This is a genomic window from Desemzia sp. FAM 23990, assembly GCF_045528485.1.
In the GTDB taxonomy this organism is placed as follows: Bacteria; Bacillota; Bacilli; order Lactobacillales; family Carnobacteriaceae; genus Desemzia.
The window spans coordinates 24,325-45,522 of the sequence record NZ_JBGQQW010000031.1 but is presented as its reverse complement, the minus strand read 5'-3'; the positions used below and the strand labels follow the sequence as shown (position 1 = coordinate 45,522).

The following is a 21,198-nucleotide window of genomic DNA, read 5'->3' as shown; positions in this document are numbered from 1 at the left end:
AAACTAAAACTTGGCTTACTTGAAGATATCAGCGAATAAATCTGAGAAGAAGTTACCAACCCAACGACCTGAAAGTACAAATACATTTGCCGTTTCAATGGCTTCTGTTGCAACAGCCGATACTTCTTGCCCATCATTTCCATCAATGTATCCTAGATCTTCACCTTCAACAGATACTTGGACTTTACCCATCTCTTGTCCTTTTTTAAGCGGAGCTGTTACTTGGTCTTCCGCATTTAGCAACTCTGGATCAGCAACAAAGTCAGCTGTTACAGATTCTGCGTCTGTTCCTTGTGGGACGACAATCGTTACATCAGAACCCGCTGAGACCTCTGCAGAATCAGCTTTTCCTTTATCAACAGCTACCGTTCCAGCTTCAGATACAACGTCTCCTTCTTTATAAACATCTAAGAAGTCCCAGTTGGCAAATACCCAATCCATGATTTTATCGGTTTCTTTGAAACGAGCCCCTTTGTCTGTCTCACCGTTTTCTGCATTCATTACGATAGTGATAATACGCATGTCATCTTCTTTTGCCGTACCAGCTATTGAAGCTCCAGCAAAATCAGTCGTTCCTGTTTTAAGACCATCCACGTTTTCACGTTCAAATAACAAACCTTCCAGCATCCAGTTCCAGTTCGACATATCAATAGCGTCGGAAGTTCCTTCTCTAAAAGTCATTTTAGGAATACTCGTTGTTTCCAATACCTCTGGATAATCATTGACCAAATGCATCGCTACTTCAGCAATTCCTCTTGCAGTCATAGTGTTTTCATCTGTCTCTGAACTACCTGGATAAACATTTCCTTGTAAATCAGAATTATTTAAACCTGTAGCATTATAGATTTGGTATTCTGTGATACCCCACTCGTCCAGTTGTTCTCTCATTAAGTCAACAAAAGCTGGTTCTGATCCTGCAATAGCTTCAGCAATTGCGATCGTTGAGCCATTTGCTGAATAGATTGCTAGTGACTGGTACAATTCTTCGATAGAATAAGTTTCGTCTTGACGCAAATGAACATTTGACAGTCTTGTATCATGACTGATCTTAAATGCATAATCACTAATAGAAACTTGTTGATCCCAGCTCACTTCGCCAGCCTCAATAGCTTCAAATAAAATATATTCTACAATCATTTTCGTCATCGAAGCAATTCCTAGTGGAGTGTCTCCATTTTGGTTCAACAACACTTTTCCTGTTCCTGCTTCTATAGCAAAGGCAGCATTTGCATTGATTTCAGGTGCTTGTGAAGCTGCTACAGCTTCTGTCGTGACGTTAAATTCTGTTCCAGCAATTTGAAAAGTAGGCGCTGCTGTCCCAACTAAGATTGTAGTAGCAAGGATAGCTCCGAATTTTTTAAGTTTTTTCATGGGTTTTATGTTCTCCTCAATCATATGATGATTTGTTTTTTAGTTTTTCTTTTAAATTCATTAAGTAATAGAGATAAATAAGTAATTTTCTCGCTTTTTCTATATTAACGAAGAAGGTATAAAAAAACAACCCTCTTTCCCGTTAAAGAAAGAATGACGGCTGTTTTGTGTTCACACTTTTTTAAAATGATTCACGTGAAACAATCAAGCATTTCACTCTAGAGAATTTAGCGGAAGTCGGATAATAAAACGCGTCCAGTTTTTATCTGATACTGCACTGATCGTCCCGTGATGCAATTCTACAATACTTTGAGCAATCGCTAGACCTAAACCAGTTCCAGCAGTCTCTTGAGAACGGGATTCATCCGCTCGGTAAAAACGATCAAAAAGATGCGCTAAAGCTTTGGAAGAAATTTTCTTCCCATCATTTTTGATGGTGATCACTGCTTCCTGTGCTTCCTGTTCCACTTCAATTAAGATGTGTTTGCCGTCTTTCCCGTATTTCAAAGCATTTGATAACAAATTATTGAATACCCGCACTAACTTTTCAGTGTCCGCTTCCATCTGCAAATGAGTTAAATGAGACACTACTTCAATTTCCATTTCACGTTTGCTCGCTTCTAACTCAAAATCAGCAGCAATTTGCTCCAGCATTTGGATCATATCAAAAGAAGTCGGCGTCAAAGGAGTCGTTTTTTGACGTACTCTGGTGTATTCAAACAGATCATCTACCAGAACTTTCATTTGCTTGGCTTTAGTGTACGCAGTTCTGGTGTACTTCAACAATTCTTCATTACTTTGGTAGCGTCCTTCTTCAATCAAGCCTAAGTAACCGATAATGGACGTTAGAGGAGTACGTATATCGTGACTGACATTGGTAATCAACTCATCTTTTGATTGTTCGATCATCCGTTCCTCTTCCATGGCTCTCACGGTACTGTCTACCAGCACATGGATACTATCCACTACTTCAGACATATCTCCTCGGTAATCATGTGAAATTCGATGTTCATAATGGCCTTCTGCAATGTAATGCAGTTCACTGATAATGTGGTTCAGCTGGTATTGACGGTAACGTCTTTTTAATCGCCAGTACGTCACTATTACGACGGATATCAGTAATAAAATAAGAAATGGTGGTGTAGAAGTAAACACTTGGCCGTCTTCAAGGTTGATGATCACGTCACCGATTACCCAAATAGATTTGAATGATTCAGGAAAAGCCAGCACTACACGTCTAAAAATCATGTGCACAGCATAGTAAGATAAGCACATTAATCCTGCAGTGATAAAAGCTTCTATAATCATTTTACTTTTTTCTTTTCTGGACAATTTCATGAGGAAAAAACTCCTTATATATAGTAGAAAGAACTGTTAGCGACAGCAAATAAAACCGCACCTTAACGATCTTCGATTTTATACCCTACTCCCCATACTGTTTGAATGACTTTCTCTCCACCAGTAGCTTCTTCAATCTTATCGCGCAAATGACTTACGTGAACCATAACGGTTTTCGCAGAAACAATACTTTCTTGCTGCCACACACGTTCAAAAATTTCTTCTGCGCTGAAAACACGGTTGGGATGACTGGCCAATAAATACAAAATACCGAATTCCAACACCGTAAGGACAATTTTTGTGCCAGTAATTGTTGAAACTTCGTGCGATTCTTTTTCAATAATCAGCGGCCCAATCTCCAATTTATCTGGTTGTTCAGGAACTCCCATATACTTACTCCTGCGAAGCAATGATTTGATACGGGCCATCACTTCTAACGGATTAAATGGTTTGACCACATAATCATCGGCTCCCGTCATTAAACCTTTTATCTTATCCACATCTGTTGTCTTAGCGCTCAACATTAAAATAGGCAGTTGCGAGTCTTTTCGAATTTCTTTAATGATCTCGTACCCGTCCATTTCGGGCATCATGACGTCTAAAACGACTAAATCGATCTCTTGCGTGTTCAATTTGCTCAATGCATCTTTTCCATTATAGGCTTTCTCTAAATCGAAGCCCTCATTTTGAATATATATCCCTAATAATTCAACAATTTCTTTATCATCATCAACGACCAATATTTTCATAACAATCCCTCGTTTTTCTTAGAATATAGTCACCTTCATCATAACAAAAAATAGCCGCTCTAAAGGTAAAATAATGATTAAGTTTTAAGAGAGTGGAGAAGAGTGTTTAGACTACTGGCTATAAGAAAATCTCAATAGACAGATGCGCAGAAAATGATTCAGCTGCTTAGTAAAATCTCCTCCAGAATCGAGTGTGCTTGGTGAGATCCATAGGAACGCTTTGCCGAAACCGTTGGAGCGTTAGCGAAGTACGGATTCGGTATGCGTAGCGAAGTCCAGCGCCTATGCTTTTTTAGAATATAGTACAACGATTAGTCATTTACGCTACTTAAGTTCTTCTAAGACAGCTTTTATTACTTCCAATATATTTCTCTTAATAAGCAAAAATAGTTTCAAAAATAAACTCTCTTAACTTTCACACACAAAAAAATTCTGGAGAAATCGTGATTGCTGGTAGCTATGTTCAAGATGAAATGCGAATTAGTCCGAGTTAACGCTTCAGCATTTATTTGGACTTTGAGGTTTGAAAGCTTTGAGACACTTTTCGACTCAAAGCGGTCCCATGGCTTTCACCCAGCAATCACGATTTTGGAAGAATTTTTTCTCTTTTCTTCAAGCCAAACGAAATCTTAAAATATCTAAATTTTAATTTACAAAAAAAGACTGCCTCAACTGAGACAATCTTTTAGTCTAAACGGCTTGCGTCACGCTCTTACTAGACGCGTTATGCAAGCCAGACTCTCTATGATTTCACTCCTCCTTTTGTTTGGGAAAAGCACCCAATTAAAAGGAGGAGATGAACTCTACGAGAGTCTAAACGGCTTGCGTCACGCTCTTATCTTACTGAATAGAGTAGTTTGGTGATTCTTTTGTAATTTGTACATCGTGTGGGTGAGATTCGCGTAAACCTGCACCACTCATTTGAACAAATTGAGCATCTTCACGAAGCTCTTTTAAATTTCCTGCTCCAACATATCCCATACCTGAACGGATTCCGCCAAGCATTTGGAAAATAATATCTTGGACGCTTCCTTTATAAGCTACACGTCCTTCGATACCTTCAGGAACTAGCTTATTCGCTTCATTGGTTGCTTTTTGGAAGTAACGATCACTGGAACCAGCTTTCATTGCGCCTAAGCTGCCCATTCCACGATAAGTCTTGAAACGGCGTCCTTGGAAAATCTCGAATTCACCTGGAGATTCATCTGTACCAGCTAACATGCTGCCCAGCATTACTGCGTGTCCTCCAGCAGCCATCGCTTTAACAATGTCTCCAGAATACTTGATTCCGCCATCAGCAATAATAGATTTGCCATACTCTTTAGCAGCTGTAGCTGCATCGTAAATCGCTGTGATTTGAGGAACACCAACACCCGCAACAACACGTGTCGTACAAATAGAACCTGGTCCAATACCAACTTTTACAACGTCAACTCCAACATCGAACAACGCTCTAGTTGCTGCGCCTGTTGCCACGTTACCAGCAATTAAATCAATATTTGGGAATTCTTCACGAATTTCTTTGATTTTACGGATAACGCCGGCACTATGTCCATGGGCTGTATCCACAATAATAGCATCCACACCTGCGTCAATTAACGCTTGAGCACGTTCAAACGTATCACTTGTTACTCCTACTGCTGCAGCAACTAATAAACGACCATGTTTGTCTTTAGCGCCATTAGGGAATTGGATGATCTTTTCAATATCTTTGATTGTGATCAACCCACTCAAACGACCCTCTTTATCTACTAAGGGTAATTTTTCAATTTTGTGTTGATGCAATAACTGTTCTGCTTCTTTGAGAGAAGTACCTTCTGGAGCCGTAACAAGTTTATCTTTCGTCATGACATCATTGATTTTTTGAGAGTAATCTGTGATGAAACGCATATCACGATTCGTTAAAATTCCTACTAATGTGCGTTCTTCCATTGTGTTGACAACTGGAACACCGCTGATACGGTAACGGGACATCAATGCTTCTGCATCTGAAACAAGATGATCAGGAGTCAAATAAAATGGATCAATAATAACGCCGCTTTCTGAACGTTTTACTTTACGTACTTCATCAGCTTGCGCTTCAATACTCATATTTTTATGAATAACACCTAACCCGCCTTGACGCGCCATAGCAATCGCCATATTTGCATCTGTTACAGTATCCATACTTGCACTCATAATTGGAATATTCAATTTAATCTTTTTAGTCAATTGAACACTCAAATCTACATCATTCGGCAATACATGGCTTTCCGCCGGCATTAATAAAACATCATCAAACGTAAACCCTTTTTTAGCAAATTTCGTTTCCCAGTTAGACATTTCCATCAAGCACTCCTTCTCAAATATACTGAACTTTTGTCAGATTTTTTACTATCTAACCTATCAAAATAACCCCCTTGCGTCAAGCCGTTTTCCCATTTCTTTCAAGATTTGCCTCCTTTTCTCATTTGTTCCTCATTCCAAATAGCAAAATAAAAAACTGCTGATTCGATTCGAAAATAAATCTCGAATGGAATCAGCAGCTTAAGTTATTTTGTATGAACATTGCATAATCGCAACTGTTCGGAAAGAACCTCCCACTGTCACAGTCGCAAGTCGTTCAGTAAGTATAACGTGTTTTGGAAATCAAAATGGGTTGCTCCACGCTCTTAAAATAAGGTCCCTTTTACGTGGTATTTGCGTTTGAAGTACCATTTCCCTGCAAAGGCAAGTGCTCCGATAATCAGATTAACGATGCCTGGCAACACGACGTTGATTGAAGTTGGGAGAAGAGCCATTGATCCGGTCATGACGATAATCCAAGCAAACATCGCTACAACGGAAACTAAAATGTAGCGCAATAAACTTCCTTTGACGCCTTGAGTAGGTGCATTCTTAGTGATCGCCAAAATAACAAATCCCCCCACTATGAAGTTCAATAGAAGAGTGATGATTCCCATACCCGTAGAATTAGCCCCATCTCCCAACAAAGCGGACAATCCTGTAATCAAAGCAAACATTCCACCCAACATCAGTGCTCCATCTACGTACAGCTTCCAATCTTCGGAACGTTCTGCTTTCCCGTCAACCGCTTGTTGAGGACCTTCAACGATTTCAATAGAACGCTCGGTAACCGTACCATATAATTTACGGGCTGTTATTCCAGAAGCTTGTTGAGAAATGATATTCTTTAACATGTCGTTAAACACTCTTGTTTTGTCATCATCTGGGTAATTAGCTTCTATCAAACGTTTGTCCAGTTTAGCCATGTAATCTTCATTTTTGTTAGTCAATTGTGCATATAAAGTAGTATTTTCTTCTTTCAACGCTACCAAATTATCTACTGCTTGTTCAGCGTTTACTTTTTTCTCTTCATTCTTCTTCACCGATTTAAAGCCCCCTATTTAGTCTATACATTAAATCTAAAGAGCATAATGTCGCCGTCTTGAACTACATACTCTTTACCTTCTGAACGCATTTTACCTGCTTCTTTCGCTGCTTTTTCACTGCCCAGTTGATCAAAGTCTTCATAAGCGATGGTTTCAGCGCGAATAAAGCCTCGTTCAAAATCTGTATGGATTACTCCGGCTGCTTGAGGAGCTTTCATGCCTTTTTTAAATGTCCAAGCTCGTACTTCTTGTACACCAGCTGTGAAATAAGTGCCCAAGCCTAGTAGATTGTAAGCAGAACGAATCAATTTGTCTAAACCAGCTTCTTCAATTCCCAAGTCTTCTAAGAACATGGCTTTTTCATCATCATCCAGTTCAGCAATTTCTTCTTCCGCACGTGCACAAATCACGATCACTTCTGCATTTTCTTTAGCCGCATACTCGCGCACTTGTTTTACATATTCGTTTTTATCAGCATTCGTAATATCGTCTTCTGCAACGTTAGCTACATATAAAACAGGTTTTGTTGTTAACAAGAAAAAGCTTTTTACTGTCGGCATTTCATCGTCGGTAAAGTCTACTGAACGAGCGGGTTGCCCAGCTTCTAAAGCCGGCTTGATTTTATTTAAAACCGCTAATTCAGCCATAGCTTCCTTGTCTTTAGTTTTAGCCATTTTAGCTACACGTTTTTGACGTTTATCAACAGACTCTAAATCCGCCAATACCAACTCTAAGTTGATTGTTTCGATATCATCGATCGGATCTACTTTTCCGCTAACATGCGTGATATTGTCATCATCAAAACAACGCACGACTTGACAAATCGCATCTACTTCACGGATATTAGCCAAGAATTTATTTCCCAGTCCTTCTCCTTTACTAGCCCCTTTAACGATTCCAGCAATATCTGTAAACTCAAAAGTTGTGGGAACAGTTCGTTTCGGTTCAACTAGTTCAGTCAATCGATTCAAACGGTAATCCGGTACTTCTACTACTCCTACGTTAGGGTCGATCGTTGCAAACGGGTAATTTGCTGCTTCTGCTCCTGCTTTGGTGATGGCGTTAAACAATGTTGATTTCCCCACATTTGGCAATCCTACTATTCCTGCTGTTAATGGCATACTATCTGCTCACTTTCTATGATTAAAATTTACTGCTCGATTCACTTTTCTTCTCTGCAGTTTCAAGAACTTTTTTCATTTTCCGTTCAAAATCTCTTCTCGGCATCATGACCATATGACCGCACTTTGTGCACTTGATGCGAATATCCATTCCCATACGGATGATTTGCCAGCGATTTGCGCCACAAGGATGCGGTTTTTTCATTTCTACAATATCGTTTAAATCATACATCAAAGCCACTTCCATTCTTTAGTTATGCCCGGACTCATTCCTCATCAAATTGGATCTCAAGAATATCCAAGATCCGAGTTAAATCCTCTGTAGAAAGATACTCAATTTCAATCTTTCCTTTGCTTTTCTTGTCATTGATTGAGACATTTGTGCCAAATTTATCCATCAAACGCTCTTCGCTTTCACGAATATAATAAGGCTTTTTCACAGGTTCTTTAGACTGTGGTTTTTGTTTGCTTTCATTCATCTGTGATACCAACTGCTCGATTTGTCGAACGGTCAGATTATCTTTGATCACTTTTTTGGCCACTCGGACGATTTGTTTTTTATCTTTTAAACCCAATAGAGTGCGGGCTTGTCCCATTGAAATAGTATTCGTTTGCAACATTTTTTTGACTTCCTCTGGCAATCCCAACAGTCTTAAATAATTGGCGATGTACGGACGGCTTTTTCCTAATCGTTGAGCCACTTCTTCTTGAGTCAATTTCAAATTTTTCATTAACATGTTGTAAGCTTCTGCTTCTTCAAGAGGTGATAAGTCTTCTCGTTGCAAGTTTTCTAATACAGCGACTTGCATCATCGTTTCTTCGTCAAATTCTCTGACAATAGCCGGAATCGTATCTTTACCAGCTAGTTTAGAAGCTCTAAATCGGCGCTCTCCAGCAATGATTTCAAACCCTTTTGCAGCAGACTCTCGTAAAATAATCGGCTGAAATACACCAGACTGTTTGATTGAAGCTGCTAACTCATTCAACGCTTCTTCGTCAAAAGTACGGCGCGGTTGATAAGGATTCGGACGAATCTCGATCAACTGAATCTCTTGTACCCGTTCGTCATTAGCGTCCACTTTATCAAATTCTGCAAATTCCGTAAACAACGCATCGATTCCGCGGCCGAGACCTTTACTGTTTTTATTAACCAACTGCTAACACTTCCTTTGCTAGTTCAACATAAACTTCTGCACCTCTGGAACGTGGATCGTAATCAATAATAGATAAACCATGGCTTGGTGCTTCAGATAAACGGATATTGCGTGGAATAATCGTTTTATAAACTTTTTCACGGAAATATTTTTTCACTTCATCCACTACTTCATAACCGAGATTTGTTCGCGCATCTAACATCGTCAGCAATACCCCTTCGATTCTTAGATCAGGGTTAAAGTGTTTTTGAACCAGCCGGACTGTATTCAGCAATTGGCTTAACCCTTCAAGAGCATAGTACTCACATTGTACTGGGATAAGAATGGAATCACTAGCTGTAAAAGCATTGATGGTTAAATGCCCTAATGAAGGCGGACAATCAATCAAAATATAATCGTACTCATCCTGCAAGTCACGTAAAGCACTTTTTAGACGAGATTCTCGAGCCATTTGCGTCGTTAATTCAATTTCTGCCCCAGCCAACTGAATGGTTGCCGGCACTACCCATAGATTTTCTCTAGAGGATGGCATGACAACTTCTGCTATCGGGGTTTCATTTACCAACACATCATAAATGTCTTTTTCAACATCTACCTTACGTACTCCTAAACCACTTGTCGCATTTCCTTGTGCATCAATATCAATCAATAAAATCTTCTTTCCTTGATGCGCTAATGCAGCGCCTAGATTTACCGTTGTGGTTGTTTTTCCAACGCCGCCTTTTTGATTTGCTACTGATATCACTCGGGCCATTTCATTTCCTCCATATTATAAACTCGCTAAAGCTGAACAATTCTTCTTTTCCAACACCAAACAAAAAGAGAGATACGACACGCATCTCTCCTTATACGCATCTTTTCCAAATGATTTTTCATTTGCCGCTCTTTATTCTTTTTTGTCTTTAGGGATCTCAATCGTGATCCGATAAACATCCTCTAAGTTTTCTTCGGTTGCTTTGATCTTCATACCGGTCTCTTTTACCATAGAGACTGTTTTTTTGATCGTATTCATCGCCAAACGAACATCTTTAGAGACGCTTTTTCGTCTAGCTTTTTTTGGAACTTCTTTTGTCAACTCTGCAGTTTCATTTTTGATCAGTTGTTCTACTTCTTTGACCGTTAATTTTTCTGCTTTGATCCGGCCAAGGTATGCCTGTTGTTTTTCCGTATCCACTGCCAACAAACTACGTCCATGACGTTCAGTGATCTCGTTTTGCAATAAAGCCGTTCTGACGGGTTCAGACAACTTCAGCAACCTCAGTTTATTGGCTACAAAAGATTGGCTTTTCCCAATACGTCCAGCTAATGTCTCTTGGGTGATTTTATTCATGTGCATCAAGTCTCGATACGCTTGCGCTTCTTCAATAGAAGTCAACTCTTCACGCTGCAAATTCTCGATCAACGCTACCGACGCGGTTTCTTTATCCGTCATTTCCGTAACGATCGCTGTAACTTCTGTCCATTCTAATAGTTGAACAGCTCGAAAGCGACGTTCCCCAGCAATTATCTCATAATGATCTTCTTCTGTTTTACGCAAAATGATCGGTTGGATCAATCCATGCTCTTCTATAGTACGCGAAAGTTCCTGCAGCTTTTCATCATTAAAGATTTTTCTAGGCTGGAACTGGTTGGGACGAATATTTTTTACCGGAATCTGTTGCACTTTTGATGAATCACTGAGTTCCTCCGCAAATATTTCTTCCATTTTCTCTGTTTTTTTCTTGGATTTTCCTGAACCAAACAAATCAGACAAAGCCATAATTCGCTAAACTCCCCTTAATTTCTACTCTGTACAACTCCAAATACTCTTCTATTATAACAAATGCCATTCTTAAAACATAGGTACTGCCACAAAAAGACAATCCTTGTTCAAATGCTCATGCAATTGGTTCGTTATAAAGGATTTTTATTTGGTGTACCTGGTTTTCTAGGGTATTTATTTGGGGTCTCTTTTTTCTTATCGATCACTAAGATATGACGTTCCCCAGCTTCATTCGGCAACTCAAAAGAGAATTCCTCGCGAAACTTACCGCCTAAAGTAGCAATGGCTTTTTTACTGTCTTGCATTTCTGTTTCGCTGCTGGCTGCTTTCATAGCTATAAATGCTCCGCCCTTTTTAACCAAAGGCAAACACAATTCCGACAATACACTCATTCTGGCTACAGCTCTGGCTGTAACATAGTCAAAAGTTTCTCTGAATTGCTTATTTTGACCAAATGTTTCTGCACGATCATGGTACAAATGAACATTTTCTAATCCTAATGTCTCAACTAGTAATTTCAAAAATTGAATTCGCTTATTTAGTGAATCAACAATCGTTACTTCCAACTCTGGAAAAACGATTTTTAGGGGGATGCTTGGAAATCCTGCACCAGCACCTACATCACACAGGCTTTGGACCCCTTTAGTAAAATCCACATACAATCCAGCTGTAATCGAATCATAAAAATGTTTCAGATAAACTTCTTCACGTTGAGTAATTGCGGTTAAGTTGATTTTTTCGTTCCACTCTTGCAACAGTTTTAAATATTGCTCAAACTGTTCCATTTTCTTTTCTGTAAGCGGAATCCCTTTCTCTTGAAGGGCTTTTTTAAACTCTTCTGGGTTCATCATTCCAACTCCTTGTTTTCCAAATGTGAAACACAATTTGTTTCACGGATTACTTGTTTAACTGTATAACAAATCCCTTTGAACTTCAATGCTTTTAGAAGAATTTTTACGAAAAATTTCTGTCTATTCTCTCTTTGGATAACAATTAGATTAGAAAGATTAAAATTAAATGATTTTATTTATTGACGTTCTCATAGAAGGTCGTTAAACTATCTTCAATGGTCAAAAAAATACAGTGCAGACAAAGGAGTTGTTGAAAAATGATGAATCTAAAAACACATCTAGCGAGACCTGTTTCTCGTATTTTCAGCAGCTCTTTTGTCGTCATTGTCATTTTATTACTTTAGCTAGGATTCGAACTATTCATTTAGTTGAGTCCTTGTTCGCGTACACGGGCTTAGCTTTAGTAATGAAGCAAGCCTGAACGATTTGGGGCTTGCTTCTTTTTTTATTTCGTTTTTTACCTAGATGACATAAAAGACCAAAACTATCACTAAAAATGGAGGGCAACAAGTATGAAAAAATATTTAGTAGATCGCATGTACAAGGCATCATCAGGAATAGCCAATGCTATTTTCGTCACCATCGGTATCGGCTTATTGTTAGAAACTATTGGCAACATGACTGGTCTCTCTGTTTTAGTGACTATTGGCGTAGCAACGAAAATGCTGATGGCACCAGCAATTGGTGCAGGGATCGCTATTATGCTAGGCGGGAACAACTTGACCCTCTTCAGTGCTATGGCCGCTGGGACGGTAGGTGCAGGTGCTGTTCAAACAACTGCTGATGGGATAATTTCCATTGCTTCAGGAGAACCGATTGGGTGTTTAATCGCAGCTACTATCGCTACGTTTGTCGGAAAACGGATTTCTGGAAAAACTCCATTAGATATGATGGCTATTCCTTTAGCAGCTGTTTTGGTTGGTGGTATCAGCGGGTATTATTTGAATTTTGTGATTTCGCCTTTATTGAATACGATTAGTGCATTTATTTCTGCTTCTGTAGCTGGGTATCTAGTTATCGGTTCTGCTGTCATTGCTGTTGTCGGAGGGCTTGTATTGATGTCGCCAGCTTCTTCCGCTGCAATTGCTATTGCCTTAAACTTAGATCCAGTATCCAGTGCAGCTATGCTGATTGGAACGACTAGTATGTATGTTGCTTTCTCATTTGTATCGTTACGTGAAAATGACCTTGGCGGATTTTTGGCACAATTTGTTTGTACTCCAAAAGTACAATTGCCAAATATCATTAAAAACCCCATGATTCTTGTGGCTCCAACAATTGCCTGTGCAATTGCTGCACCCATTGCAACATCAGTCCTTGGTTTGACTACTGCAAGTGCATTAGGCGGACTGGGATTCTGTTCTTTTATCGCTCCCATTACTATTCTTGGTAACCAAGGTTTGAGCAGCTTCCTTAATTATATGGTGGCTGGTGTAGTTGTTCCATTTGCAGTGACGTTCTTTATCTCATTTGCGATGAACAAATTTGAGTATGTGCGTAAAGGTGATATGGCTTTAGTGGTTAAATAGAGTATTTGTTTTGAATAGTTTATAAAACTTACGCTCCCTCTGCTGAGTTCAGCAAAGGAAGCGTAAATTTTTTTAATAAATATTATCTGACTAATTCTGAAATAAAAACTTCATCCCTAAAATGAAAGAGAACATGGAAAGTACGATATACCTTATTGCATTTAATATTACTTCTAGAAAATATTGATTGGTATCTATTCCATCTTCGCCAATCGTTGGATAGACCATGCCGGTTAAATTAACTAATATTATGACAGCTACTACAATAAAAGCCCATCCTAAAATAGTTTGATACTTTTTCATAACTAAATTCCTTTCCATTTCTTACTTATAAGATGAGAAAATATAGAATATAATGGCTATCTTTAACAAATCAGCAGATAATTAAAAAAAACGCACATAAGAGAGTAATTTCTCACTAGTGCTTGGATAGATATAGGGCCATTCAAAGGAGTAAATTATGAAAATCAAAGTATTCGAAGGTCTTGCCATCTTTACTTGGTTAATGTTGGTATTTTTTGGGCTATTTATACCAATATTCCAAAAGGAACAATGGAATATTTACTAAAAACACTGCCAGTAATACTAGTAGGGATATGGATAATCGGACAGTTTTTTAAAAAATACAAGCAAAAAAATTAAGTTGTTCGACGTCACAGAGAAATCCCGTTGCCCCAAACCGATGCTATAATATCAATTGAAATAATGATAAGAAGCAAAATCACAGTGCGATCTATACCTACTTGATAGTTAGTTCTTTTATCTGAAGGTTGGCGAGTTAAAGAGACTTCTTCATGCACTTGCATCGCTGTAAAAAACAGTATAAAAAATGAAACTATCGTTACTTCAGATACAGGTGTTTTTAAAAAATAATACACTATTCCAGGAATCATTATAATCAAAAACAATACTTTTAGTATGTACATTTTATTCATTTAACCATCTCCTTATAAATGATATGATTAAAAAAAATATTAAATCGGTGAACTCTTTTATCCTGTAGTTTAATTTCTTAAAAACAGTAAGCACCTAACAGTTTACATACACGCAACCATTAGTTGCTAGTACAGAAAACTCACTTATTTTGATTTAATTGATTCCCGTAACTTCATCAAAATATACCGATAGTCCATTTATCTGAACATCAATAACTTCATGTTCAGGTGCCAAGATCAATTTGTATACATGCTGCTTCAGCTCTTCATCTTGTTGATCTGCTACTTCTAATAAAATATTTAAAGTATCTTCATTGGTTTCAGTATCCGCCGTCACTGTCCCTACAGAATGAAAGACAACATAATAAGCATCCTCATCAAAAGAAATCAATTGCAGCCTATGATCAGGATTGGCGATTTCTTGTACCTCATTAGGAATCTTTTTCATTTCGCTGATACCGACAGCAGGCGAACTGCAAGCAGCTAACAGGATTAACACGCCAAAAATAACCACTATCCAACAAATTATCTTTTTCAATGTAAGCCTATTCATTATTTTACTCATTAAATACACTCCTGTTCTCAGCTCAGAATCTTCAAAAAAATAAAACAAAAAACAGCAACGACTTTTAAGAGAAAAAACCATTGCTGTTTTATAATTGATGGTCCCTACTGGGCTCGAACCAGCGACCCCCACCTTGTCGAGGTGATGCTCTCCCAACTGAGCTAAGGAACCAATTTTTTGTTCATTGTTACACAATCCTTAATCAGTATACCCTAAAAATAATCGTTCGTAAATACTACAGTATAAAAATAATTTATGTGGTGTTACATGCTCTATTATTTGCAGCACCCAACAAGTGCTAAAGTGCAACTAATAAATGATAGTCATTAAGCTTTAATTTCGGTATGATAAACATGAATAAGATACAAGGAGGAAGAAAATGGCCTTAGGTGAAAGATTAAAGGAAAGCAGAGTCAACAAAGGATATTCTCAAGGTGATGTAGCAGAACTCTTACATATTTCAAGACAATCCATCTCAAAATGGGAAAATGGCAATAGTTACCCTGATTTAGATAATTTAGTAAAGTTAAGCAACTACTACGAAGTTTCCATCGATGAATTACTAAAAGAGAATCAAGAATTTAAAAAGAAAATAGCAGAAAATGAAGTTAAAATTGAGGAAAATTACCAAAAATTGGATTTCATTCGTGGAAATTCTGGCAAAGATGAAGGTCTTATGCTGTTAATCCTTGCTTTTATAGGTTGTTTAATTGCACCTTTAGGGTTTATTGTGGCTCCATTCCTCATCAAGCGCAACAAAAAAACAAACACACTCTATAAGTTGGTGTACTTAGCATGTGCTTGTTGTTTATTCGTTAATGTATTTGTTGTGTATAGTGCTGTCGGCGACTATATGGGCTGGGGCACAACAACTGTTGAATATCTTGGCGATTAATAACTAGTACGTGATGACAATATTACTGCCAGATAATTTAGCTCTCAAATTTATAGAAGATTCTACAAGCAGCACCGTTCTCTTTAAATAATAAGTGGCTTGTGTAGGACTATCTACTTTTAGTTGCAAGCTTTTAAAACTTCCAATTAAAGCTGTTGCCGAAGCAGAATGTGCTCTTGTAATTTTCTGATTGCTTATGTCAATTTTATAGCTTGCCTTCCACTGTAAGGGTCTTTCTTTAGTAATTTTATAGGTACCATTCTTGACGTTGCTTGCCCTCATAAAAAATTGCGGCTCTTCTTCAACACTAATGATATACGTCTCCCCTAGATCGCCTTCAACTTCAAATTGTTGCATCCCGCCTTGGTTTATATCATAAAAAACACTGTTATAGGGTGATGGAAAAGTCTCTTCAGCGTGCACCTTCGTTGTAGTGACCAAACTAAAAAAAGTAACACAATTTAAAAGAAAAACTATTTTTTTCAACTAAATCCCTCCAAATATATTTTATAATAACATATAAAATATAACAGATAAGTTCGCATTAATAACTACTTATTTTAATTTAAGTGAACAATTATTAACTTCCCACTTCGAATAAAACTTACAATAAGTAAAAAAATCCCTCTTAAAATTAAATTTCTTTTCTTTTGACACTTCAGCAACCATTGAGTGCTAAAAAGCAACTGATGGCTTATAGTCATTGCTGATTACTTTCAGTATGATAGTTAAAAGAGCGAAAGAGGAGAAATAAATTATGAAAGAAGTCATTTTTCTTACGTGTGTTTCGATCATTTTAGGAGGATCTTATATTCTTTTTGAAGTATGTATTGGAAGTAATTTAGTAACCTTCCTTATTTCGATCATTTTAATATTGGTTATCTTTCAACTAGCTTGCCAATATATCGATAAAAAGAATTAACTCCTATAAAACCAATCATTGTTTAAATTTTTAGTGTCTACATGTGTTATAATAAACCAAAAGAAAGCGGATTCTGTACTGGAGGGATAAGATATGTTTGGTCTTTTGATACTACTTGTCGTCATTGGAATATTTGTTTATTCTGCTAAACAAGGTGATGAGTCCTCACTGTTAGGAACTCAGTTTAATACGGTAGTTGCTTTTCAAGAGGACTATTATGCAGATATTAGAAGTTACGAATTATTTAGGAAGGTTGCTAAGTGGGAAAAAAGCGGCCAACTGTCATTTAAAGGAAATATCACCATTCCCAAATCAGATCTTGTCCAATTGATTTATACAGAATTAAACATTCCTAAAGACCAGTTTAAAGTGATTTTTTTTCAAAATAATACGACTAAACTTGATTACATTCTAACCTTTACCACTATACCTAAACCTTTAATAGAGGAACAGCCTCTGTTAGAAATACTGGGCATTTGGGAAAATTATGGGAAAAATAGTTATAGAATAGCGACTTCTCTATCTGAAGAAAAATTTAGAGAACTGATAGCACAAGAACTTTCTATTCCTGAGGATAGTTTTACTATCCATAATGCCGCAAGTTTTGTCTGGTCAGGTTTGTTGTGATTTTTCTATTTATTTCATACAAGATAGAGATTCATTTTTATTTCCCAGGAAATAATCCTGCAAAATTCAATGCTCAAACCTTAGACTGAGTAAAATAGGAAAGCTTCGTGTTATACTACACCTACTAATTCATCAAGAGAGGGATTTGAAAATGGATAAATGGGCTTATTATTTAAGAGAAATTTTGTATGCTACTGGGAAAGGAATCAAAGGTTTCCTGATTGCCCAACTAAAACTTTCTGTATTAACGTTTGTTTTACTGTGTATCGGATTTGTAGTTATCGGAATTGACTGGTGGGGATTAAAAGCTCTAGGTATCGCTATTGTAGATATGATTCCAATTTTAGGCAGTGGAATCATCATGCTTCCTTGGGCCATCATTCGAGCTTTAATGGGCGATGGAGATGTCGCTTGGAAAATTGCCGTGCTTTACGTCGTCATTTTGCTGGTACGCCAATTCGCAGAACCGTATCTGACTGGAAAACAAATTGGGGTTCGTCCGCTGTACACATTCCTGTCTACCATCGTCTGTGTGTTGATTTTTGGACCGATTGGAGCGCTTTTAGGGGCAGTCGTAGCGATTATCATCAAAGCGATCTTTAGCGTCCGCGATATGCATCAGGTGATAGAAGAAACAGATTACAAATAATTTGACGTACACAAGCGACAGCCGCTAAAAAAGGCTCAACACTGGAGGAATATCCAGTTTTGAGCCTTTTTTTATTGACTGTTCAAGAAAACGCCCTGTTTTAGCTGAATGAAAAGTAGTAGTATAGAAAGTAGAGTCTAAAAGTCAGTTTTATAGAGAAAGGACCTCGTTATCGTGAAAAAATTATTTTCTGCACTTGCTGACCGCCGTATCCGATACATCACTAAAGGGATTGTGGTAGGTATTTTTGCAGGTATAGTTGTCAGTTTATTTCGTTTAGGAGTAGAACTTATTCTTGAACATATTCTTAATTTGTATTCATTTTTCCATGAACAACCATTATGGTTGATTCCTTGGGTGCTGGTTTCAATCGTTACAGCAATCATTATTGGTTTATTTGTTAAAAGTGAACCTCATATCAAAGGGAGTGGTATTCCGCAAGTAGAAGGCCAAGTCCAAGGTGTAATTCAGGTCAAGTGGTGGCCTATTTTGTGGAAAAAATTTATCAGCGGACTACTAGCGATTGGATCAGGTCTGTTTCTTGGAAGAGAAGGTCCTTCAATCCAATTGGGAGCATCTGTGGGCTTAGGAGTTAGCCAGTTGACACATGGGGATGAGACAGAGGAAAATGTCCTCTTATCTAGTGGCGCTGGAGCGGGTTTAGCGGCCGCATTCAACGCTCCCATCGCAGGATTGATGTTTGTATTGGAAGAAGTACACCACAACTTCTCCCCTGTGGTCGCGATCACCACCTTTACTTCAGCTATAGTCGCTAATTTTGTATCTTTGACTATTTTTGGTTTAACCCCGGTGTTGGACATTGGTCCTGTACTTTCGCTGCCGTTAGAATACTACATCTATTTGCCGATATTAGGGATCGTGTTAGGCTTTTGTGGTTGGTTTTACAACAAAGTCTTACTAGATGTACTGCCTAAATTTTATCAGCTTTTTTCATTTATACCTGTCTATTTTAATTCAGTGATTCCTCTTTTATTCTTGATTCCGATCACCTTTTATTTGCCTGAACTGGTTGGCGGAGGAAGCGGGATCGTTGTGAACCTACCTGAATGGAATCTATCATTAGCCATCTTATTTAGCTTATTTATTTTTAGATTTATTTTTTCAATGGCCTCTTATGGTGCTCATGTTCCAGGTGGTATTTTCTTGCCTATTTTATCTTTAGGTGCCATTATTGGAGCGTTGTTCGCCCAACTATTGGTCCTTTATTTTCAAATGGAACCTCTGTTTGTGACGCATTTTATTTTATTTGCTATGGCAGGTTACTTTACCGCTATTGGTAAAGCTCCATTAACAGCTATTTTATTGGTAACAGAGATGGTAGGTGGATTGAATCAATTGATGCCATTAGCGGTCGTTGCCTTAATCGCTTATGTAACAGCTGACTTTTTAGGGTCTAAACCCATTTATGAAAGTTTATTGGAAAAATTGATTCCTTCCAGCACGAATGTCACTCTCCATAAACCCTACTCTTTTGTTCATTCTGTTGAGCCTGATAGTTCTTTAGCTGGCAAATCGATCAAAGAAGTCGCTTGGCCTAAAGAAATGGTGATCACATCCTTGCGTAGAGGGAGCGAATACCATGTTCCTCATGGAGAAACTTTGATTCATGTTGGAGATCACTTGGTCATTGCTTGCGATTTGAAGTCAGCAGGTATGGTCCAACAAACATTAAACGAATACTAGCTCTAATTTTCACATGAGAGATACAGTTCTCCAACTGTATCTCTCTTTTTCAAGCTATTTAGTTGACTCCATTCCTAGAAAAAAATATGCTTTGAATTAAGGGAGGAATTTAATATGACTCATACTCAAGAGATACCTAAAGAAGAAGGATTGGATCATTCATTGGATGTATTGAAAGAAGGTTATGCTTATTTTCTGGAAAGACGTAAAAAACTTGATACGGATGTATTTGAAACGACTGTATTGGGACAAAAAACGTATTGTCTAGGTGGAGAAGCAGGTGCTGAACTGTTTTATGATACTTCTAAATTTAAAAGAGAAAATGCCATGCCGAAACCTATCCAAAAAGTACTTACTGGCGAACATGGAGTGCAGTCACTGGATGGAGAAGAACACGAGAATCGTAAAAAAATGTTTATGTCCTTGATGTCGCCTAAAGAATTGGACCGATTAACTGCTATTTTAAACAGCTACTGGAATCAGTATGCCTCTAAATGGAAATCAATGGATCAAGTAGTCTTTTATAAAGAAGTCAAAGAGATTCTTTTCCACACAGCATGTGAATGGGCTGGTGTGCCATTATCTGAAGAAGAGGTGGCCGGTCGTACAAAAGACGTCGCGAATTTATTTGAAACGACCGCTTCTGTCAGTCCCGCTTATTTAAAAGGCAGACATTCTAGGACAAAATCTGAAAAGTGGATTAAAGACCTTGTCCAACAAGTTCGTCATCAAAACTTATCCGTTGAAGAGAATACTGCTCTTTATGTCTTTGCTTGGCATAGAGACACTACTGGAAAGTTACTAGATGAAGATGTTGCAGCAGTCGAAATATTAAATATTATTCGTCCAATCGTTGCTATTTCGATCTATGCAGCTTTTACAGCTTTGGCCTTGATTCAGTTTCCCACTGCAGCAGAAACATTGAACTCACAAAATCCTGCAGACTACCAGCACTTTGTCCAAGAGGTGCGCCGTTTTTATCCCTTCTTCCCTTTTCAAGGTGCTTTAACCAAAAAAGATTTCTCTTGGAATGGATACGAATTTAAAAAAGACACCTTAACCATTCTGGATATTTATGGAACCAATCACGATCCAAAAATTTGGAAAGAAGCTCACGAATTTCTACCTGAACGATTTAAAGATTGGAAAGAAAGTCCCTTCTCTTTTATTCCTCAAGGCGGTGGAGACCACTTAGGCGGACATCGGTGTGCCGGAGAATGGATCACGATCAAAGTGATGAATGTATTTTTAGACCACTTGGTCAATCAGCTGCAGTTTTCTGTTCCTGAACAAGACTTAAATTTTAATCTGTCAGAATTTCCTACTATCCCAAATAGTAAAATTATTCTCTCCAACATACATTTCAAGTAATTGTTTATCGTTTTCAGGGCGCTTCAAAATTCCAGAATATCGTTGCTTAATCAGCTAATTGAAGGTGCTTCGCTTCAAATTGAGTCAATTGGAAGTAAAGCATCTTTAATATATTTCTTGCAAAATCCGACAAGTACGTTTAATATAAATTTTAGGCAAGCCTAAACTAATAATAAAATGAAATTATTCTGAATTTAATTTCTTAAATCGAATCCATTATATGGATTCCATTTAAATTTTTAGGCACGCTTTATCTTTAATCTAATAAAAATGGTGTTTATCAA

At 37.8% G+C, this 21,198-nt stretch carries 22 protein-coding genes and 1 tRNA gene; 7 read left to right on the top strand and 16 right to left on the bottom strand.

Annotation, left to right across the window (positions count from 1 at the left end):
• Positions 1 to 15: 15 nt before the first annotated feature.
• The 11 genes from ACEN4I_RS11770 to rsmG all read right to left on the bottom strand — a co-directional run bounded on the left by ACEN4I_RS11770 (position 16) and on the right by rsmG (position 11,714).
• Positions 16 to 1,371, bottom strand: coding sequence for a serine hydrolase (locus ACEN4I_RS11770; RefSeq protein ID WP_407103077.1), 1,356 nt, complete (start codon positions 1,369 to 1,371; stop codon positions 16 to 18).
• 213 nt (positions 1,372 to 1,584) lie between these two features.
• On the bottom strand, positions 1,585 to 2,709 hold the full coding sequence (locus tag ACEN4I_RS11765) for a sensor histidine kinase (protein WP_407097294.1): 1,125 nt from the start codon (positions 2,707 to 2,709) through the stop codon (positions 1,585 to 1,587).
• Between the two features lie 62 nt (positions 2,710 to 2,771).
• The gene (locus ACEN4I_RS11760; RefSeq protein ID WP_407103076.1) at positions 2,772 to 3,458 is read right to left on the bottom strand and encodes a response regulator transcription factor; all 687 of its coding nucleotides are present in this window, start codon (positions 3,456 to 3,458) and stop codon (positions 2,772 to 2,774) included.
• Positions 3,459 to 4,298: 840 nt separating this feature from the next.
• Positions 4,299 to 5,780: an IMP dehydrogenase gene (gene guaB, locus ACEN4I_RS11755; RefSeq protein WP_407097300.1), complete on the bottom strand. Its 1,482-nt coding sequence runs from the start codon at positions 5,778 to 5,780 to the stop codon at positions 4,299 to 4,301.
• 329 nt (positions 5,781 to 6,109) lie between these two features.
• Entirely contained in the window at positions 6,110 to 6,826 is a 717-nt protein-coding gene (locus ACEN4I_RS11750) for a DUF1129 domain-containing protein (protein WP_407097292.1), read from the bottom strand.
• A 23-nt stretch (positions 6,827 to 6,849) separates the two neighbouring features.
• Complete coding sequence (gene ychF / locus ACEN4I_RS11745; protein ID WP_407103075.1) at positions 6,850 to 7,950, bottom strand: redox-regulated ATPase YchF; 1,101 nt, start codon at positions 7,948 to 7,950, stop codon at positions 6,850 to 6,852.
• Between the two features lie 22 nt (positions 7,951 to 7,972).
• Positions 7,973 to 8,182 carry a DUF951 domain-containing protein gene (locus ACEN4I_RS11740; protein ID WP_079650637.1) on the bottom strand — a complete coding sequence of 70 codons (210 nt, stop codon included), beginning with the start codon at positions 8,180 to 8,182 and terminating at the stop codon, positions 7,973 to 7,975.
• Positions 8,183 to 8,216: 34 nt separating this feature from the next.
• A complete protein-coding gene (locus tag ACEN4I_RS11735; RefSeq protein WP_407103073.1) occupies positions 8,217 to 9,104 on the bottom strand; it encodes a ParB/RepB/Spo0J family partition protein in 888 nt (295 codons plus the stop codon).
• Complete coding sequence (locus ACEN4I_RS11730) at positions 9,097 to 9,858, bottom strand: ParA family protein (RefSeq protein WP_407097289.1); 762 nt, start codon at positions 9,856 to 9,858, stop codon at positions 9,097 to 9,099. Before ACEN4I_RS11730 ends, ACEN4I_RS11735 begins: the two co-directional genes overlap by 8 nt.
• A gap of 132 nt (positions 9,859 to 9,990) precedes the next feature.
• Positions 9,991 to 10,863, bottom strand: coding sequence for a nucleoid occlusion protein (gene noc / locus ACEN4I_RS11725; protein ID WP_407103072.1), 873 nt, complete (start codon positions 10,861 to 10,863; stop codon positions 9,991 to 9,993).
• A gap of 134 nt (positions 10,864 to 10,997) precedes the next feature.
• The gene (gene rsmG / locus ACEN4I_RS11720; RefSeq protein WP_407103071.1) at positions 10,998 to 11,714 is read right to left on the bottom strand and encodes a 16S rRNA (guanine(527)-N(7))-methyltransferase RsmG; all 717 of its coding nucleotides are present in this window, start codon (positions 11,712 to 11,714) and stop codon (positions 10,998 to 11,000) included.
• A 515-nt stretch (positions 11,715 to 12,229) separates the two neighbouring features.
• On the opposite strand from rsmG, the gene ACEN4I_RS11715 reads away from it, so the two are divergent.
• Positions 12,230 to 13,246, top strand: coding sequence for a PTS transporter subunit IIC (locus ACEN4I_RS11715; RefSeq protein ID WP_407126574.1), 1,017 nt, complete (start codon positions 12,230 to 12,232; stop codon positions 13,244 to 13,246).
• Positions 13,247 to 13,336: 90 nt separating this feature from the next.
• Here the strand turns inward: ACEN4I_RS11715 and ACEN4I_RS11710 are convergent, their stop codons facing one another.
• The 4 genes from ACEN4I_RS11710 to ACEN4I_RS11695 form a co-directional block, all read right to left on the bottom strand.
• Positions 13,337 to 13,549 carry a hypothetical protein gene (locus tag ACEN4I_RS11710; RefSeq protein ID WP_079651025.1) on the bottom strand — a complete coding sequence of 71 codons (213 nt, stop codon included), beginning with the start codon at positions 13,547 to 13,549 and terminating at the stop codon, positions 13,337 to 13,339.
• 350 nt (positions 13,550 to 13,899) lie between these two features.
• The gene (locus ACEN4I_RS11705) at positions 13,900 to 14,181 is read right to left on the bottom strand and encodes a hypothetical protein (protein ID WP_407103069.1); all 282 of its coding nucleotides are present in this window, start codon (positions 14,179 to 14,181) and stop codon (positions 13,900 to 13,902) included.
• 154 nt (positions 14,182 to 14,335) lie between these two features.
• Positions 14,336 to 14,746 carry a hypothetical protein gene (locus ACEN4I_RS11700; RefSeq protein WP_407103068.1) on the bottom strand — a complete coding sequence of 137 codons (411 nt, stop codon included), beginning with the start codon at positions 14,744 to 14,746 and terminating at the stop codon, positions 14,336 to 14,338.
• Positions 14,747 to 14,844: 98 nt separating this feature from the next.
• Positions 14,845 to 14,917: transfer RNA gene (locus ACEN4I_RS11695), tRNA-Val, on the bottom strand.
• 208 nt (positions 14,918 to 15,125) lie between these two features.
• Here ACEN4I_RS11695 and ACEN4I_RS11690 point away from each other — a divergent pair.
• Complete coding sequence (locus ACEN4I_RS11690; protein ID WP_407103067.1) at positions 15,126 to 15,641, top strand: helix-turn-helix domain-containing protein; 516 nt, start codon at positions 15,126 to 15,128, stop codon at positions 15,639 to 15,641.
• 3 nt (positions 15,642 to 15,644) lie between these two features.
• Here ACEN4I_RS11690 and ACEN4I_RS11685 read toward each other — a convergent pair whose 3' ends face one another.
• Positions 15,645 to 16,127, bottom strand: a complete 483-nt coding sequence (locus ACEN4I_RS11685; RefSeq protein ID WP_407103066.1) for a DUF5626 family protein — start codon at positions 16,125 to 16,127, stop codon at positions 15,645 to 15,647.
• A gap of 271 nt (positions 16,128 to 16,398) precedes the next feature.
• Between ACEN4I_RS11685 and ACEN4I_RS11680 the strand changes: the two genes are divergently transcribed.
• The 5 genes from ACEN4I_RS11680 to ACEN4I_RS11660 all read left to right on the top strand — a co-directional run bounded on the left by ACEN4I_RS11680 (position 16,399) and on the right by ACEN4I_RS11660 (position 20,914).
• Positions 16,399 to 16,563 (top strand): hypothetical protein, encoded by a 165-nt coding sequence (locus ACEN4I_RS11680; RefSeq protein ID WP_407097283.1) that lies wholly within the window; start codon positions 16,399 to 16,401, stop codon positions 16,561 to 16,563.
• 93 nt (positions 16,564 to 16,656) lie between these two features.
• Positions 16,657 to 17,190, top strand: coding sequence for a hypothetical protein (locus tag ACEN4I_RS11675; RefSeq protein WP_407103065.1), 534 nt, complete (start codon positions 16,657 to 16,659; stop codon positions 17,188 to 17,190).
• A 151-nt stretch (positions 17,191 to 17,341) separates the two neighbouring features.
• Positions 17,342 to 17,839 (top strand): AI-2E family transporter, encoded by a 498-nt coding sequence (locus ACEN4I_RS11670; protein WP_407103064.1) that lies wholly within the window; start codon positions 17,342 to 17,344, stop codon positions 17,837 to 17,839.
• A 174-nt stretch (positions 17,840 to 18,013) separates the two neighbouring features.
• Positions 18,014 to 19,543: a chloride channel protein gene (locus ACEN4I_RS11665; protein WP_407103063.1), complete on the top strand. Its 1,530-nt coding sequence runs from the start codon at positions 18,014 to 18,016 to the stop codon at positions 19,541 to 19,543.
• A gap of 114 nt (positions 19,544 to 19,657) precedes the next feature.
• On the top strand, positions 19,658 to 20,914 hold the full coding sequence (locus ACEN4I_RS11660) for a cytochrome P450 (protein ID WP_407103062.1): 1,257 nt from the start codon (positions 19,658 to 19,660) through the stop codon (positions 20,912 to 20,914).
• Positions 20,915 to 21,198 lie beyond the last annotated feature (284 nt).